Here is a 13985-nt window from a genome sequence, read left to right as displayed (position 1 = left end):
ATCGCTAAGTTTCATTTCCCGCAAGTGGCTTTCTACGAAGCAGGCTGAATGCGCTAGCCAGCGAGCTGCCCGTTATTACCTGACACCGCTTCCCCCTCGGTGTATAGCGGATTTTTTGCCGTTGGCATCCACGCACAACGCGTCTGCATACCGGTCTCCGACTTGTCGTCGCTAATCAACACGGTACCAAGCATCCATTGCCCGTCTTCGGTGGTTTCACCAGCAGCATCCGGACCGGCCAGGTAGCCCATCATTGCCTGACGCTCCAAAGGCATCTTGCTTTTGGCATTTGGCGCCGAATAGACAGGGATCGAAACAGCGATCGTGTCACCTTTCCCTTCCGGGTGGCAGTAACCTCCGTAGCCTCCAAGAGTGTCCTTGCGAACCAGATAATACTGGTCGTCGTCGGCATATTGCTCCACACCCACAGTTCGAACTTGCTTCAGCGGACCGTTCTCCGAACAAGCTGTATTTTGAAAGTCACTGCGGAGGTATTCGGTGATCTTGATGCCATCCGTGGCTGGTTCAACATTCGTCACAGTTGAACCACAATTGTGAGTGTAGGCAAACTCCCCCGGAACTTGCACTGGGTCATCATCGGTGGCAACCCACGCAACATAGTGTTCCCAGTAGGCATTACCTGAGGTGGATTTTAGTTCCGCAACGGCATCCTCCACCCCATCGCCATTCAGATCCGAGTAGACGATCTTGCCAAGCTCGTAGCTGCTAAATTCGTCGTTGCCCTTTGAGTCCTTCAGATGAATTTTCGAGGTTTTTCCGTCGAATAACATCGGATCAATCCATATTGCGTTCCCGAGGTCCACATCTCGTAGCGACTTGATCTCAGGTTGTTCTTCACTGGGTGTAGGAACTACCGTCGGCGTCAAAGTCTTGAGCTCGGTTTTCGGTTCGCTACAGCCCGCGGCCAGTAGACCTACCGTGGCCACCATGCTGAAAATCTTTACTCCACGAGATGCGTTGATCATATTTCGAGACTAACCGAATATCCAAACGTCTCATAAAAGTTTGCGTCATCAACTACGAATCATTACCTCAACAGTTAGAAGCGGCAGATTCAAACTTCCCACTAAGATGCCTGAGGCCAACGGTTCAGATATGAAAAGTACGGTCTAGAGTCCCAGCTTCTCCATTACAATTTCACGAATGCGGCCTTCATCGTTCTGACCGCTCGCAGCTCACAAACGACTATCAAGACAAATCGTCCCAAATAAATTCAGTAGTTTTTCCGGATTTCCAATCGGGACGAATCATCGAATAAGCCACAGATGACACAAACTGACCATCGCCCATAGGCCAACCCATCCGATAGTGTGCCTCTTTCAGAAACCCTGCCTTCACAAACGTTCTACGCATCGGAAGATTATCTTCCCTCGTTTGTCCTTCGAACCTCACAACATCGGTCATCTCGGTGAATACCTTATCCGTTAGGGCTTCCAAGATCTTAACGCCATAACCGAGACCCCGTTTTTCTTCGGATAGCCTCAAATCAAACATGGGTACATCGTCTTCCAAGCTGACTATTCCCAAACGTTTTTGACCGTCAACAATCCAGTATCCCTGTGAGGAATCATTCCAGAATCGGCCGTTTCTCACCGTCATGGCGGCTTGTTCTTCCGTCCACTCACTGCGCACGTGATACGGGAACCGATTCGCTGTCAGAAATTCAATTACGTCCTGTATATCTGAGCTGCCCATCGGAATGAATTGCATCGTCATGTTGTCACCCTACACGTGGCTGATGCAGTTTGGGACCTGGTCAACTTCGCAATTATGCCCGTCCAGACAGCGCTTGAAATTCCAGGGCCGCACAAAGGGTTGAGAATGCAAGCATTGAATTATCTCGCCAAGAAACGAAGGAACTCCGACCTCATGCCAAGACCGCTTATCGTTCGATACACCGAATTGCCACCCCAAACTTGGAAAAACGGTAAGGGCATCACTCGCACCCTTTTCAGCGATGCCACCAAGGCAGCTGGCGAGTGGACATGGAAAATTAGTATTGCCGAGATTACTGGAACTCAGCCATACAGCCCCTACCCCGGCGTTCGACGCGGTCAGGTAGCTTTGGGGCCTGGATCGGTGGAACTGGTCATCAACGACCAACAGTTGTTGCTCCCGGTGGAGGGAACTGTCGTCTTTGACGGTGAGGACGATGTTTCAGCGACGCCGGAAAGTGCAGGGTTCCTTGACCTGAATGTCATGGGGTTGCGCGACATGTGGGAACCATCGGTAGAGATTGTGCAGTCGCCGGTCCTGGGGTTTGTTGAATCGAGTATTCAGTTGCTGATCGCTCTGGAAAATACCTGCGCAGGAAACGGCCAAACCTTTTCCCGATTGGATTCTCTCCTGCTCACGAACCCCATGGAACAGCCGTTTTCGGGACGGTTCGTACTAGCCACCCTCACCAAGCGTTAACCCAAAGACGTGCGTTGCCCTTCAACGAGTACCGCGGTTGCAGTGCAATAAATTCGGCCGAACGCACTAATTGACGGCCCTCATTATTCTTTTTGATCTGCTGATTTCTGAGTCAAAAATTTGTCGACGTTCATAGCCAGGCAGGACGAATCAAGAATTCTTCGGAAATTGAACTGGTCTCCTACCGGAAATATCTCATTCGTCGCTGCGATGGCTGGCCCCTTGGAGATCAGTTCAAAGTCGATACCGCTCATTGAGATTCTTTTGTCTACATTGGACAACCGTTACTCCATGCTTAGCAAACAATTATTCGCACTGTTATCGCTGTGCCTTCTGACTCCAATGCAGTAGAAGCCACTTCAATAGGGCTCAATTCGCTGTAAGCGCGCAAGTTACCGGCCGTCGTCTTCATGTTGGTTGTCCTTTGTGGAGAGATTAGATTCAGGAAGCAACAAGTCGTAGCGGGGTTCGTCTCACCAGCACCGAAACTATTCAGGCATTCGACCTTGTCCAGCTAATCTAGGGAATAGTGAAAACTTTTTCTGTTCAAGTGTCAGGTTTCGTCCGTGAGTGGGAATAAAGAAGTAAAGACACTCACACCAAAGGACAGAATGATTACACAGACCGAGGATCCGCCAGAGGTGAGCCGCAGTTCTCCCAACCGCCAAGAACTCTTCGAAAAATTCTTTCATCAGCATCATGAGCAGGCGATTCGTTTCGGTATTCGGCGCGGCCTCTCCGACTGTGATGCCCGCGAAGTCGCAGCTGACGCGATGAGGATTGTTTGGCAAAAGTGTGAACTACTTGATGACTCCGCAATACCCTTTCTCTACAAGACCTGCTGGCACCTTGTGCAGCATGCATACCGAGACCGACTGCGGCGATTTGACGCAGAAGTCCGAGCCAGACGGCAACATGAATTCAGCAGTACTCGTGAAAGGGCCGACGAGGACATGCAGGCCCTTCGGGATGCGGTCATGAGTCTGGGGGAACCAGGCTCCGAAATCATCAGGTTGCTCTATTGGGACGGGTTGACCGCGGCACAGGTCGCGGCCGTCACCAACCACACCGAACAAGCTGTGTGGGCACAGGCCAGCAGGTCCAGACGCAAACTAGCAAAGATCCTGAAAGGCACCCGTCGTGGAAACTAATCTTGAATCGCTGTTGCGCAGCGCAGACCCTGCCCGCGACATAACGTTCTCTTCGAACGGGGCCGAGGTGCTAGCCAACATCTTGTCAGATGACAGCAAAAAGCAAGAATCAGAACCCACAGTCAAGGTCGTGCCATTGTCCAGCGTCAGGTCACAACGAAAGCTACTGTCTCCGCGCGTTGTATGGGGTGTTGCTGCGGCATTTGTCGTCGGAGTTCTAGCCGTGGGACTGACGTGGTTCAACACACCGCAGGCCACCGCGGGATTGGTCCCCGCTCTGATCACAACGCCCACAGGCCAGGACCGTGAGGAAGCTCTGGATGCCCTCCTGGCGAAAGCCCGGGAAACCAAGGACCCGACAGGCTTTGATGAACAGGCGTATCAAATGAAGAACCTGCGCGAGAGTTCCTTGCCCAAGCGTGTAGCGAGCATAGAAGAAACCGAAGCGTTCAGCCCCGTCAGCGAATACGAATATGTATCCGTCCGTCGGCCAGATGGCCTACATCAACGCTACACGACGAGTTTAGGCATCGTTTCAGCTCGAACCGGTGAGCGGATACCTGATCAGGATGTCGAGACCGGCAAACGAATTCCGCTGGGGACAACCACTAAAACAATTGAGCTCACTGATACCGAGCTCGCAGAACTGAAGAAAACGGAGCCTGTGTGGGAACGCCCCCAAATTCCTGACATTGCCAAGGATTTGGATGCCCAAGTGCGAAGCACCTCTGAAAACGGATTGGCCATGTACTCGGGCAACCCCGACACTGCGCTCTTCGAAGTGCTCGGTTTTCACCTGCAGGACTGGAATCCGAGCCAGGCACAGAGCGCCGCGGTTCTTCAGCTGCTCCAGGGGCGCACCGATATCACCTTCGATGGGGAAACGACCGATCGGATGGGCCGTGCCGGACTCGTGTTTTCCATTGATCAGAATTATGTCCCGGGATATGACCCCAACAATGTCGATGCTCTGCGCTATTCGTTCATCTTTGATACGGCCACGGGGCATTTGAACGCCTTCGAAGAGGTCGCGGTCGATGTCGACGGATTCGTTCAGGGCGGTACTCGCAACAGCGTCACCGTAGCGCCGCTCTGATCGATTTCAAAAAGAGACGAGGCTCCCGTTGTCCGTCAATGACGGACAACGGGAGCCTCGTTGTGTTTGAGCAGCTGCGTCTAGAGGCCCAGCTTCTCCATCACGATTTCACGAACGCGACCGGCATCGGCCTGTCCGCGGGTAGCCTTCATAACAGGGCCCATCAGTGCACCGATGGCCTGCATCTTGCCGCCCTTGATCTTCTCGACTACATCCGGCATGGCAGCCATGGCATCATCCACGGCCTTGCCCAGTGCGTCGTCGTCGTTCACCACAGCCAGGCTGCGCTTCTCAACGATCTCGCTTGGGGTACCTTCGCCGGCGATGACGTACTCGAGGACCTGACGAGCGATCTTGTCGTTGATCTTCTTGCCCTCGATTAGCGAGTTCAACTCAACGATGGTCGCAGGGGTGACGCCCAGATCGGCGATGTCCTTATCCGCAGCCTTAGCCAGGCGAGCGATCTCGCCCATCCACCACTTACGTGCCACCGCAGCGGTAGCACCAGCGGCAACGGTCTGCTCAATCTCATCGAGCACACCAGCGTTGACCACGTCGCGGAATTCCTTGTCCGCATAGCCCCACTCAGCCTTCAGGCGCTTGCGACGCTCGGCAGGTGGTTCCGGCAGACGGGCGCGCAACTCGTCGATCCACTCTGCGGTGGTAACGATCGGCACCAGGTCTGGCTCTGGGAAGTAGCGGTAGTCATCGGCATCCGACTTTGGACGGCCCGAGGTGGTGCTACGGGTATCCTCATGCCAGTGGCGGGTTTCCTGAACGATCTTGGCTCCGGAATCCAGCACTGCAGCGTGGCGCTCAATTTCGAAACGCACCGCGTGCTCGACTGCGCGCAGGGAGTTCACGTTCTTGGTTTCGGTACGGGTACCGAACTTGTCCGCGTCCTTTGGCATCAGCGAAACGTTGGCATCGCAACGCACGTTGCCGCGTTCCATCCTGGCATCCGAAACACCCAGGTTCTTCACGATTTCGCGGATCGCAGCCACGTAGGCCTTGGCCAGTTCTGGGGCACGCTTGCCAGCGCCCACAATTGGCTTGGTCACGATCTCCACCAGTGGCACACCGGCACGGTTGTAGTCCACCAGCGAGTAGTCCGCACCCTGGATACGACCGGCAGCGCCACCCATGTGAGTCAGCTTGCCGGCGTCCTCTTCCATGTGGGCGCGTTCGATCTCCACGCGGAAGACTTCGCCATCTTCCAGCTCGATGTCCAGGTAACCGTCATAGGCGATTGGATCGTCGTACTGGGAGGTCTGGAAGTTCTTCGGGGTATCCGGGTAGAAGTAGTTCTTCCGGGCGAAGCCGCACTTCTCAGCGATCTGGCAGTTCAGTGCCAGACCGATCAGGATGGAGTACTCCACGGCGGTCTTGTTGACCACTGGCAGTACGCCGGGCAGGCCCAGATCAACCGGGGTGACGTTGGTGTTCGGGTCATCGCCAAATGCGTTCGGCGCGTCCGAGAACATCTTGGTCTTGGTGTTCAGCTCAACGTGGACCTCAAAGCCCAGTACTGGGTCGTAACGATCCAGGGCTTCGTCGAAGTCGACCAATTCATCGGTGTAGTTGCTCATGATCTTTAGGCCTCCTGCGCGATCGAAGCGGTGTCAATGGCTGGTGCCTGCGAGATCAGCGACTGGCCCCATTGCTTTTCCAACAGGGTTTCCAGTGCTGCACCGGCACGGTACAGGCGGGCGTCCTCGAAGGCCGGAGCCAAGAACTGGATACCTACCGGCAGGTTCTCGCTCAGACCACCAGGCACGGTGATGCCTGGGATACCCGCGAGGTTAGCCGGGATGGTGGCCACGTCGTTGAGGTACATGGCCAGTGGGTCGTTGTCGTTCGCGCCCAGCTCGAAAGCTACGGTGGGTGCCGTAGGGGAAACGAGCACGTCGGCCTGCTCGAACGCGGCGTCGAAGTCGCGCTGGATCAGGGTGCGGACCTTCTGCGCCGAACCGTAGTAGGCGTCGTAGTAGCCTGCGGACAGTGCGTAGGTACCCAAGATGATGCGGCGCTTAACCTCATCACCGAAGCCGGCGGCACGGGTGGCAGCCATGACGCGCTCGATGGTCAGTGGACCCTCTTCTGGAAGCACGCGGTTGCCGTAACGCACGCCGTCGAACTTGGCCAGGTTGGAGGAAACTTCCGAAGGCATGATCAGGTAGTAGGCGCCCAGCGCGTACTTGAAGTTCGGGCAGGAAACCTCAACGATTTCAGCCCCAGCAGCCTTGAGCAGTTCCAGGGACTCGTTGAAGCGTGCCTGAACACCCTCCTGGTAGCCCTCGCCCTGCAGCTCCTTGATGACACCAACGCGCAGACCTGACAGGTCACCGGTGGCGCCAGCCTCAGCGGCAGCAACCAGACCTTCAAGGTCCTTAGGCAATGAGGTGGAATCCTTCGGATCGTGCCCGCCGATCAGTTCCTGCAGGTAGGCCGAGTCCAGCACGGTACGGGAGACCGGACCGATCTGGTCCAGCGAGGAGGCCATGGCGATCGCGCCGTAGCGCGAGACAGCACCGTAGGTCGGCTTCACGCCCACGGTGCCGGTGACGGCGCCTGGCTGGCGGATGGAGCCGCCGGTGTCGGTGCCCAGGGCCAGCGGTGCCTCGAAGGAGGCCACGGCTGCGGCCGAGCCGCCGCCGGAACCGCCCGGAATGCGGTTCAGGTCCCACGGGTTGCGGGTCACGCCGTAGGCGGAGTGCTCGGTGGAGGAACCCATGGCGAACTCGTCCAGGTTGGTCTTGCCCAGCATTGGCAGCTTGGCAGCACGGATCTTCTCGATCACGGTGGCGTCGTAGGGGCTCATCCAGCCTTCGAGCATCTTGGATGCTGCGGTGGTTGGCTGACCCTTGGTGACGATCAGGTCCTTGATGGCAATCGGCACACCGGCCAGTGGGTGCAGTGCTTCGGCCTCGGCGCCACCGGCGGCACGAATCGCGTCAACTTCTGCGGCTACGGCCAGTGCTTCTTCGGCGTTCACGTGCAAGAAGGCGTTCAGTGCGCCATCAACTTCGGCAATGCGGTCCAGGTGTGCCTGGACTGCCTGCACGCTGGTTACTTCACCGGCACGGAGCTTGGCGGCCAGTTCGGCGCCGGAAAGCTTAATGAGTTCGTTCATGAAATTATTCACCGTCCAGAATTGCTGGGACCTTAAAGCGGTCCGAATCCGAATCTGGGGCGTTGAGCAGTACTTCGTCAATGCTCAGCGTCTGCCCCACCGTATCTTCGCGCAACACATTGGTCAGCGGAATTGGGTGGCTGGTGGCTGGGACGTCGGAGGAGGCGACTTCGCTGACGGACGCGATGGCACCGACGATAGCGTCGAGTTCACCGGTCATTTTGTCCAGCTCTGCGCCGCTCATCTCGATGTGGGCTAGGTGTGCCAGATGCACAACGTCCTCACGGCTGATGGCAGACATGTATCTCCCTAATCAATGGCGGTTGGGTTTCATAGATAAGTCTATCCCTTGCACGCCTGCCAGCAGACCTTTATGTGGCGCAGTAGTTATGCTGTGCGCAATACCAAACCGGTCAGTTCTTGGCCCAGCGCGTTTTCCCAGTAGCCGATGACCCCGTTGGCGTTGGACGCCCCGGAAACCGGTTTACGGATGATGACCGCCTCTTTGTCAGACACCTGGCCCTTGACTTTGATGCGCGGATCGTCGGTGAAGGACTGCGAATGGTGCTGGGCTGTGGCCTTGCCAGCCAGTAATTCGCGGGCTTGGGCTCTAAAGACCGGGTCTCCTGCAGCATCGTAAATGTAGCGTTCACCCAAGATGGCATGCTCGCTGGTACCGATCAGGTACTTTTCACCGCCGTGCAAGGGAGCCTCACGGTAGCTCAGCGGCACGTGGTACACCACGTCGGAGGTGTCCGAATGATCGGCATAGATGCGCAGTTCCACCCCGACCTTCCCCTGCGGGTCTTCGAGCCGGAAGCCTCCGATGTGCTGAAGCTTTGGGGTGCCTTGACCGGTATAAAAGTCCTGCTGGGGCAGCCAGCCAGAAACCAATTCGTCCTTGCTTGGCGACATACTGGTGTTGTAGACAATTCCCATGAGCTTAGTCTGTCAATTGTGCCATTGACGCACAAGCCCTACTTGGCTGCGGCCTCAAGCATTGCCTTGACCAGTGGTCCTGCGCTCTGTGCCCCGCCCTCGCCATCTTCAACAAAGGCCGCCACAGCGATATCACCTTGGGCGACGATGGCCCAGGCGTGCGCATTGCGTTCGCTGTCATATTCTGCGGTGCCGCTCTTGCCAATAATCTTCGATCCCGAAAGGGTATTCAGATCCTTGAGGGTTCCGTGATCGATCACTTCACCCATCATCGTGGCGAGGTCTTCAGCTTCTTTTTCGGTCAGTTCAGAGGCTGGCTTTGCCGGTTCTTTGGGCTCCGGGGAAACCACCAGCTTGGGTTGCACGGTGGATTTGGCTTGGACCGAGGCAACCACGGTGGCCATGCCCAAGGGGGACGCTTCCACCACGCCTTGACCAATCATGTTTGCCGCCTGGGTGGTTCCTTCCGAATCATCAGGAACCGAACCGAGAACGGCACCGACGCCGGTGCCATCTTCACCGGTCAACCCTAGGGCGGCAGCAGCTTCGGCGAGCTTCTTGCCACCGATTTCTGATCCTTGGTTCACAAAGACGGTGTTGCAGGACTGGGCGATGGCTTCCGAAAGTGCAATGGTGCCAAGCTTCGCTGCTGGGTATCCGTCGTAGTTCTTGAAGGTTTTGCCATCAACCACGGTGCTGGCCGGGCACTGGACTTTCGAAGTGGGGGTGGAACCTTCGCGGAGCATAGACAGGGCGCTGATGACCTTGAAGGAAGAACCTGGTGCATAGGAACCCTGCAAAGCGGTGTTCAGCCCTGAGGAGACGGGACCCGAGGAAGCCGCCAGCACGCTGCCATCTGAGGGACGGATCGCGACGATGGCCGAGTTGGAGTCAGCATCTTCGATCAGTTCATCAGCGGTTTGTTGCAGGTCCATGTCGAGGGTGGTTTCCACGTCCTTGCCGTCCACCGGTTCGGCGGTAAACAGCTCGGCCTGGGACTCATCGTCCTTGTTGTAGCGAGACACCGTGATGCCGTCGGTTCCGGAGAGAGTGTCGTTGTAGGAGGCCTGCAATCCCGACATGCCGACCTGATCGCCGCTCTTGATCTTGCCATCGGATTTCTTGATGATTTCTTCGGTGGCTTCACCCACGGTTCCCAGTAGTGGTCGGGCGAAGGACCGGGTGGGTGCCAGTGGGATTTCATCTTCTTGGAAGGTGGCGCCTGGAATCTCGTTGATTTCAGCGTCGGTGACGTCGCGGCTGGAATCATCGCGTAAGACGATGGCCTGGACCCAGGCTTTGTCCCCGGCGGCGAGCACGGTTTTGACGTACTGGTCTTCATCGATGTCCACCAGTTTGGCCAGCTTGGTCGCTGATTCTTCCCAGTTGGCTTCTTCGGTGTGGGTCTTGTCGATGCCTACACGAATTACCGGGCGGTTGGTGACGATTTTTTCGCCGCCGGCGGCGGTGATACTGCCTCGCTCAGCGACCTGATTACTTGCCTTAAGGTAACCGTCGGCTTCAAGATCCGGGGCAAGAACCGTGGGGTCAAAACGCAGTTTCCAGGCCTCGGAGTCCTGATCGAATTCCCAAACGGCCTTGGTGGTGTAGCTCAGGTCGTTATCTGAATCATCAAGATCCCATACGGTGGTGATGTCGGCCGTAGCGGTTTTAACACCGTCGGTTTCTTCTTCATCCTTGGCCACGGAGCTCACGGTGCTGGTGTGCTTCACCTCGCCCATGGGACCAAAAGCTGTTTCCTGGGTTTTCGCTGCAGCTGCGGCATCGGAGCTGGCGAATTGAATGGTGCTGAAGTCCCCCGAGTTGATCGCTGAGACAAGATCCGCGGCGGAAGGAGCAGGATCCGGGGTGTTGGCGCTGCAGGCGCTCAGCGAAGCTAGGACTAAGGCGGCAACGGAGAGGGAAACAGCAGAACGGCGAAGGGCACTCATAGCGTCATTCTATTCACGCCATACGGACAGTTTGCAAAAACTTCCTTGGCAACCGCGCTTTATTTCCTAGATTAAGGTTTTTGGGTTGAGGTTTGTGAGCGTGATTTAGAGCGTCAGTGTGTAGACCACGAGTTTGATATCGGTTCCGGGCACGGTCCAGTCGCGCTGTTCAACATGCTCAAAATTCATCGACTCATACAGTGCCCGGGCCGAGTGCCAAGAGCTTCCGGTGGTCAAACTGATGGCGCTGATGCCAGGAAGTCGGCGAGCGCGTTCGATGGTGGCTGTGATCATGGCTCGGCCGATGCCTCCGCGCTGGGCGGTGGGGTCAACACTGAGCATGCGGATTTCTAGTTCGCCGGGCAGGGCAATATCGGCGTAGTCGCTACCGACCTGAATCAAGGTCATCGACCCGACGATCGCTCCTTGCCTGCGCACTACGTAGATCTCTGTTTGCTCGGCACGCTCCCCTACCTTGCGAACAAATTGCAGATAGTCGTCGTCGGGACTCTCAAAGTGGCCCGCGGCAAAGTATGACTGCGCCGTCAGTTCTCCTACCTGCTCATAGTCCGCCGGTGTAGCCAATTCGATCACAAGCTCTGCGGTGCGGAAGGTGAGATTCTCTGCCTGATTCATGATGTTCCCAGTGTGCCAGATTCCTTGTCAGATCCAATAGTGATAGTTGCGCAGCGGAGAACGCGTGCCGAAACCTTGAAGGTTTTTTGTTGTAGGGCTTGCAGAAAAGTTTGTTAGTAGAGTTAACTAACTTCATGACTGCTCTGCACCGAGAATGGAACCTGCTATCACATGGCAGCGCCATCCTCCCCTCCCACGGCAGAGAACATAACCTCTCGCTGGTGCTGCAAACCCTACTAACCCAGGGCGCCCTCTCCCGCGCAGCACTCTCCCGCGCCACCGGACTAACGCGGGTGACAGTTTCGGAACTCGTGGCTGAACTTCTACACCGCTCCCACGTCATCGAAGTTGGCCAACAAGTTGGCAAGCGTCCGGGAAAACCCGCCACCCTAGTCGATTTAAACCGTCCGGGTCTGCGCATTATCGGCGTGGACCTCTCAGGTATCCTGCCGAGCAAAGCCGCCATTATGGACTTGGACGGCACCCTGATCGAAACTTTCACGCTCACAGGGCACAACCCTGAAGCCACCGGTGAGCAGGCGACCAAACAGCTTCTGGAACTGCTGGACCTCGCGCTGAGTAATTGCTCCGACCCCGTGCTGGGCATCGGCATTGGCACCCCGGGGATCGTCACGGATCAAGGCATCGTGCTCAACGCCGAAAAGTTCGATTGGCAAGATTTTGACCTACGCACCACCATCCAAGTGGCCACCAATATCCCCACCCACGTGCTCAACGACGCCGACTGCGCAATTCTGGCCGAGCACACCTTTGGTGCCGGTAGCGAGCATATGATCCTGCTCAGCCTCGGGCGCGGTGTGGGATGTGGCGTCATCACGCACAATACGCTGGTACGCGGATCTGGTTTTGCGGCCGGAGAACTAGGGCATGTGCGCTATGACCTGACAGATCAAACACCGTGCAGATGCGGCAACGTCGGATGCCTGCAAGCTCGGGCTTCGGTTCCGGCCATACGTCAAGCCATCGCCCAAGGCCTGTCCCGGGAACAAGCCGGACAGCAAGCTGCGGCAGCCCTGGCCTCGGCCATCGCACCACTGATCTCAGTGCTCGACATTCGTAATGTTCTCTTCACCGGAGAACCGGAAGTGGTTCATCACGACATGGCCCACTGGTTATTAGAAGCGCTCAAAGAGCGTACGGCAACAGCTATGGCCGATAACTTCACTCTGAATATCAGCGAGAATCCCGAAAACCTGGTCTTACGTGGCACCGCGGTCAACGTGCTCTTCCAACAGCTCGGCATCTCGTAAACAACGCCTCCTGTCACCCAAAAACCCAAAAAAACTGCAGAACGGAACGTATAAATCATGCGAGTACTCATTGCTCAGACCGCGCAAGACGTCGCGAAAATTGCCGCGGATAATGTCCTTGAAGGACTTGTTGCCCACGGCGCTGGCACCACCCCGGTCCTAGGACTAGCCACCGGTTCTTCTCCCCTAGGTCTCTATGGCGAATTAGCCCGCGCAGTGAAAGAAGGGCGTGCAGATTTTTCTCGCGCCCAAGGCTTCGCCCTCGATGAGTACATCGGCATTCCCGACACTCACGAACTCTCCTACCGGCAAACACTGATTAATGAGGTGTGCCAAGTGATCGGCTTGCCTGAGCAGGACCTGCATACTCCGCAGGGAATCGCCGATTCGGTTCAGGCCATTGAAGCTGCGGCGCGCGACTACGATCAGGCCATTGCGACAGCCGGTGGCATTCACGTTCAAATTCTGGGCATCGGGTCCAATGGTCACCTCGGCTTTAATGAGCCAGGAAGTGCCCTACGCAGCCGCACCCGAATCAAGCGCCTGGCAGCAAAAACCCGTCAGGACAATGCCCGTTTCTTTGACGGCATCGAGCACGTTCCCACCCACTGCGTCACCCAGGGCCTGGGGACCATTCTTGAAGCTGGCCGGTTGGTGTTGGTAGCGACTGGTGCGGGCAAGGCCGAGGCTGTCACAGCCTGCGTTGAAGGACCTCTAACTGCCTCCTGCCCGGCTTCGGTGTTGCAATTACACCCAGACGCCGTCCTTGTTTTGGATGAGGAGGCTGCGGCGGGACTGAAACTACGCGAATACTACGATGATGCGGCCGCAGGGCTCTCCGATATGCAACTACGCGTCCAGTAATCCGCTGGTGACCTGTGCTCCCATGACAGAATGAGCGCATGGCCGTCTATTTTGAGTGTTTTACTAAAGCGCAGTTGCCTCGGCGAGAACTCTTCGAGAAATCACTAAGCATTGATGCCCACACCGGATCGATGGCTCGTTCTGCTGAACAAGCCATCGCTGGGGTCACCAGCGGTCAGATTTCTCTTGGAGAACAGGTGACCTGGCGTGCGAAGCATTTTGGTATACCTTTTCGGTTGACCTCTGAAATCAGTGAGTTAGATGCTTTTCACTCATTCACCGACCAGCAGGTACGCGGTCCGTTTAAGAAGTTTCACCATGTTCACGAATTCTTTGGCCATGAGCATGGCACGCTGATGGTGGACAAGATCCATTTTGAAGCGCCCTTCGGTCCTCTCGGTTGGTTGGCCGAACGATTGGTGCTTAGCTGGTACATGCCGCGCCTGATCCGGATGCGCAATACGTATCTGGTGAACACTTCAGCACTCTAAGCAGGACTTCTGGACA

Annotated in this window: 15 protein-coding genes; 6 read left to right on the top strand and 9 right to left on the bottom strand. The window is 56.5% G+C overall.

Features of this window, described 5'->3' with window-relative positions:
• Window positions 1-53: 53 nt before the first annotated feature.
• Together QMQ05_RS04105 and QMQ05_RS04100 are read right to left on the bottom strand one after the other, a co-directional pair.
• On the bottom strand, window positions 54-986 hold the full coding sequence (locus tag QMQ05_RS04105; RefSeq protein WP_345473243.1) for a hypothetical protein: 933 nt from the start codon (window positions 984-986) through the stop codon (window positions 54-56).
• A 223-nt stretch (window positions 987-1209) separates the two neighbouring features.
• Entirely contained in the window at window positions 1210-1737 is a 528-nt protein-coding gene (locus QMQ05_RS04100; protein ID WP_345473241.1) for a GNAT family N-acetyltransferase, read from the bottom strand.
• Between the two features lie 153 nt (window positions 1738-1890).
• Between QMQ05_RS04100 and QMQ05_RS04095 the strand changes: the two genes are divergently transcribed.
• The gene (locus tag QMQ05_RS04095; RefSeq protein WP_345473239.1) at window positions 1891-2436 is read left to right on the top strand and encodes a HutD family protein; all 546 of its coding nucleotides are present in this window, start codon (window positions 1891-1893) and stop codon (window positions 2434-2436) included.
• Between the two features lie 83 nt (window positions 2437-2519).
• On the opposite strand, the gene QMQ05_RS04090 is transcribed toward QMQ05_RS04095, so the two are convergent.
• On the bottom strand, window positions 2520-2690 hold the full coding sequence (locus tag QMQ05_RS04090) for a hypothetical protein (protein ID WP_345473237.1): 171 nt from the start codon (window positions 2688-2690) through the stop codon (window positions 2520-2522).
• 357 nt (window positions 2691-3047) lie between these two features.
• Between QMQ05_RS04090 and QMQ05_RS04085 the strand changes: the two genes are divergently transcribed.
• Both QMQ05_RS04085 and QMQ05_RS04080 read left to right on the top strand, forming a co-directional pair.
• Complete coding sequence (locus QMQ05_RS04085) at window positions 3048-3587, top strand: RNA polymerase sigma factor (RefSeq protein WP_345473235.1); 540 nt, start codon at window positions 3048-3050, stop codon at window positions 3585-3587.
• Entirely contained in the window at window positions 3577-4683 is a 1107-nt protein-coding gene (locus QMQ05_RS04080) for a hypothetical protein (RefSeq protein ID WP_345473233.1), read from the top strand. Before QMQ05_RS04085 ends, QMQ05_RS04080 begins: the two co-directional genes overlap by 11 nt.
• An 80-nt stretch (window positions 4684-4763) precedes the next feature.
• On the opposite strand, the gene gatB is transcribed toward QMQ05_RS04080, so the two are convergent.
• The 6 genes from gatB to QMQ05_RS04050 all read right to left on the bottom strand — a co-directional run bounded on the left by gatB (window position 4764) and on the right by QMQ05_RS04050 (window position 11343).
• Entirely contained in the window at window positions 4764-6272 is a 1509-nt protein-coding gene (gene gatB, locus QMQ05_RS04075; protein ID WP_345473231.1) for an Asp-tRNA(Asn)/Glu-tRNA(Gln) amidotransferase subunit GatB, read from the bottom strand.
• Window positions 6273-6277: 5 nt separating this feature from the next.
• Window positions 6278-7816, bottom strand: a complete 1539-nt coding sequence (gatA, locus tag QMQ05_RS04070) for an Asp-tRNA(Asn)/Glu-tRNA(Gln) amidotransferase subunit GatA (RefSeq protein WP_345473229.1) — start codon at window positions 7814-7816, stop codon at window positions 6278-6280.
• 4 nt (window positions 7817-7820) lie between these two features.
• Window positions 7821-8117, bottom strand: a complete 297-nt coding sequence (gene gatC, locus QMQ05_RS04065; RefSeq protein WP_022875011.1) for an Asp-tRNA(Asn)/Glu-tRNA(Gln) amidotransferase subunit GatC — start codon at window positions 8115-8117, stop codon at window positions 7821-7823.
• An 86-nt stretch (window positions 8118-8203) separates the two neighbouring features.
• Window positions 8204-8755 carry a maltokinase N-terminal cap-like domain-containing protein gene (locus QMQ05_RS04060; RefSeq protein WP_345473225.1) on the bottom strand — a complete coding sequence of 184 codons (552 nt, stop codon included), beginning with the start codon at window positions 8753-8755 and terminating at the stop codon, window positions 8204-8206.
• A gap of 38 nt (window positions 8756-8793) precedes the next feature.
• Window positions 8794-10707: a penicillin-binding transpeptidase domain-containing protein gene (locus QMQ05_RS04055; RefSeq protein WP_345473223.1), complete on the bottom strand. Its 1914-nt coding sequence runs from the start codon at window positions 10705-10707 to the stop codon at window positions 8794-8796.
• Between the two features lie 105 nt (window positions 10708-10812).
• Window positions 10813-11343 carry a GNAT family N-acetyltransferase gene (locus tag QMQ05_RS04050; RefSeq protein WP_345473221.1) on the bottom strand — a complete coding sequence of 177 codons (531 nt, stop codon included), beginning with the start codon at window positions 11341-11343 and terminating at the stop codon, window positions 10813-10815.
• A gap of 134 nt (window positions 11344-11477) precedes the next feature.
• Between QMQ05_RS04050 and QMQ05_RS04045 the strand changes: the two genes are divergently transcribed.
• The 3 genes from QMQ05_RS04045 to QMQ05_RS04035 are packed head-to-tail and all read left to right on the top strand — an operon-like array spanning window position 11478 to window position 13969.
• The gene (locus QMQ05_RS04045; RefSeq protein WP_345473219.1) at window positions 11478-12614 is read left to right on the top strand and encodes an ROK family transcriptional regulator; all 1137 of its coding nucleotides are present in this window, start codon (window positions 11478-11480) and stop codon (window positions 12612-12614) included.
• Window positions 12615-12671: 57 nt separating this feature from the next.
• Window positions 12672-13478, top strand: a complete 807-nt coding sequence (gene nagB, locus QMQ05_RS04040; RefSeq protein ID WP_345473217.1) for a glucosamine-6-phosphate deaminase — start codon at window positions 12672-12674, stop codon at window positions 13476-13478.
• A 38-nt stretch (window positions 13479-13516) separates the two neighbouring features.
• Complete coding sequence (locus tag QMQ05_RS04035) at window positions 13517-13969, top strand: SRPBCC family protein (RefSeq protein WP_345473215.1); 453 nt, start codon at window positions 13517-13519, stop codon at window positions 13967-13969.
• Window positions 13970-13985: the final 16 nt, after the last annotated feature.

The organism is Glutamicibacter sp. B1 (assembly GCF_039602135.1).
Taxonomy (GTDB): domain Bacteria; phylum Actinomycetota; class Actinomycetes; order Actinomycetales; family Micrococcaceae; genus Glutamicibacter; species Glutamicibacter ectropisis.
Note: the sequence above shows the minus strand (reverse complement) of the source record. Positions and strands in the feature narration are given on the sequence as shown.

Excerpts from the sequence above, each read along its gene's own strand:
- QMQ05_RS04105 (WP_345473243.1), bottom strand. The coding sequence starts at position 986 with ATGATCAACGCATCTCGTGGAGTAAAGATTTTCAGCATGGTGGCCACG.
- QMQ05_RS04100 (WP_345473241.1), bottom strand. The coding sequence starts at position 1,737 with ATGACGATGCAATTCATTCCGATGGGCAGCTCAGATATACAGGACGTA.
- QMQ05_RS04095 (WP_345473239.1), top strand. The coding sequence starts at position 1,891 with ATGCCAAGACCGCTTATCGTTCGATACACCGAATTGCCACCCCAAACT.
- QMQ05_RS04090 (WP_345473237.1), bottom strand. The coding sequence starts at position 2,690 with ATGAGCGGTATCGACTTTGAACTGATCTCCAAGGGGCCAGCCATCGCA.
- QMQ05_RS04085 (WP_345473235.1), top strand. The coding sequence starts at position 3,048 with ATGATTACACAGACCGAGGATCCGCCAGAGGTGAGCCGCAGTTCTCCC.
- gatB (WP_345473231.1), bottom strand. The coding sequence starts at position 6,272 with ATGAGCAACTACACCGATGAATTGGTCGACTTCGACGAAGCCCTGGAT.
- gatA (WP_345473229.1), bottom strand. The coding sequence starts at position 7,816 with ATGAACGAACTCATTAAGCTTTCCGGCGCCGAACTGGCCGCCAAGCTC.
- gatC (WP_022875011.1), bottom strand. The coding sequence starts at position 8,117 with ATGTCTGCCATCAGCCGTGAGGACGTTGTGCATCTGGCACACCTAGCC.
- QMQ05_RS04060 (WP_345473225.1), bottom strand. The coding sequence starts at position 8,755 with ATGGGAATTGTCTACAACACCAGTATGTCGCCAAGCAAGGACGAATTG.
- QMQ05_RS04055 (WP_345473223.1), bottom strand. The coding sequence starts at position 10,707 with ATGAGTGCCCTTCGCCGTTCTGCTGTTTCCCTCTCCGTTGCCGCCTTA.
- QMQ05_RS04050 (WP_345473221.1), bottom strand. The coding sequence starts at position 11,343 with ATGAATCAGGCAGAGAATCTCACCTTCCGCACCGCAGAGCTTGTGATC.
- QMQ05_RS04045 (WP_345473219.1), top strand. The coding sequence starts at position 11,478 with ATGACTGCTCTGCACCGAGAATGGAACCTGCTATCACATGGCAGCGCC.
- nagB (WP_345473217.1), top strand. The coding sequence starts at position 12,672 with ATGCGAGTACTCATTGCTCAGACCGCGCAAGACGTCGCGAAAATTGCC.
- QMQ05_RS04035 (WP_345473215.1), top strand. The coding sequence starts at position 13,517 with ATGGCCGTCTATTTTGAGTGTTTTACTAAAGCGCAGTTGCCTCGGCGA.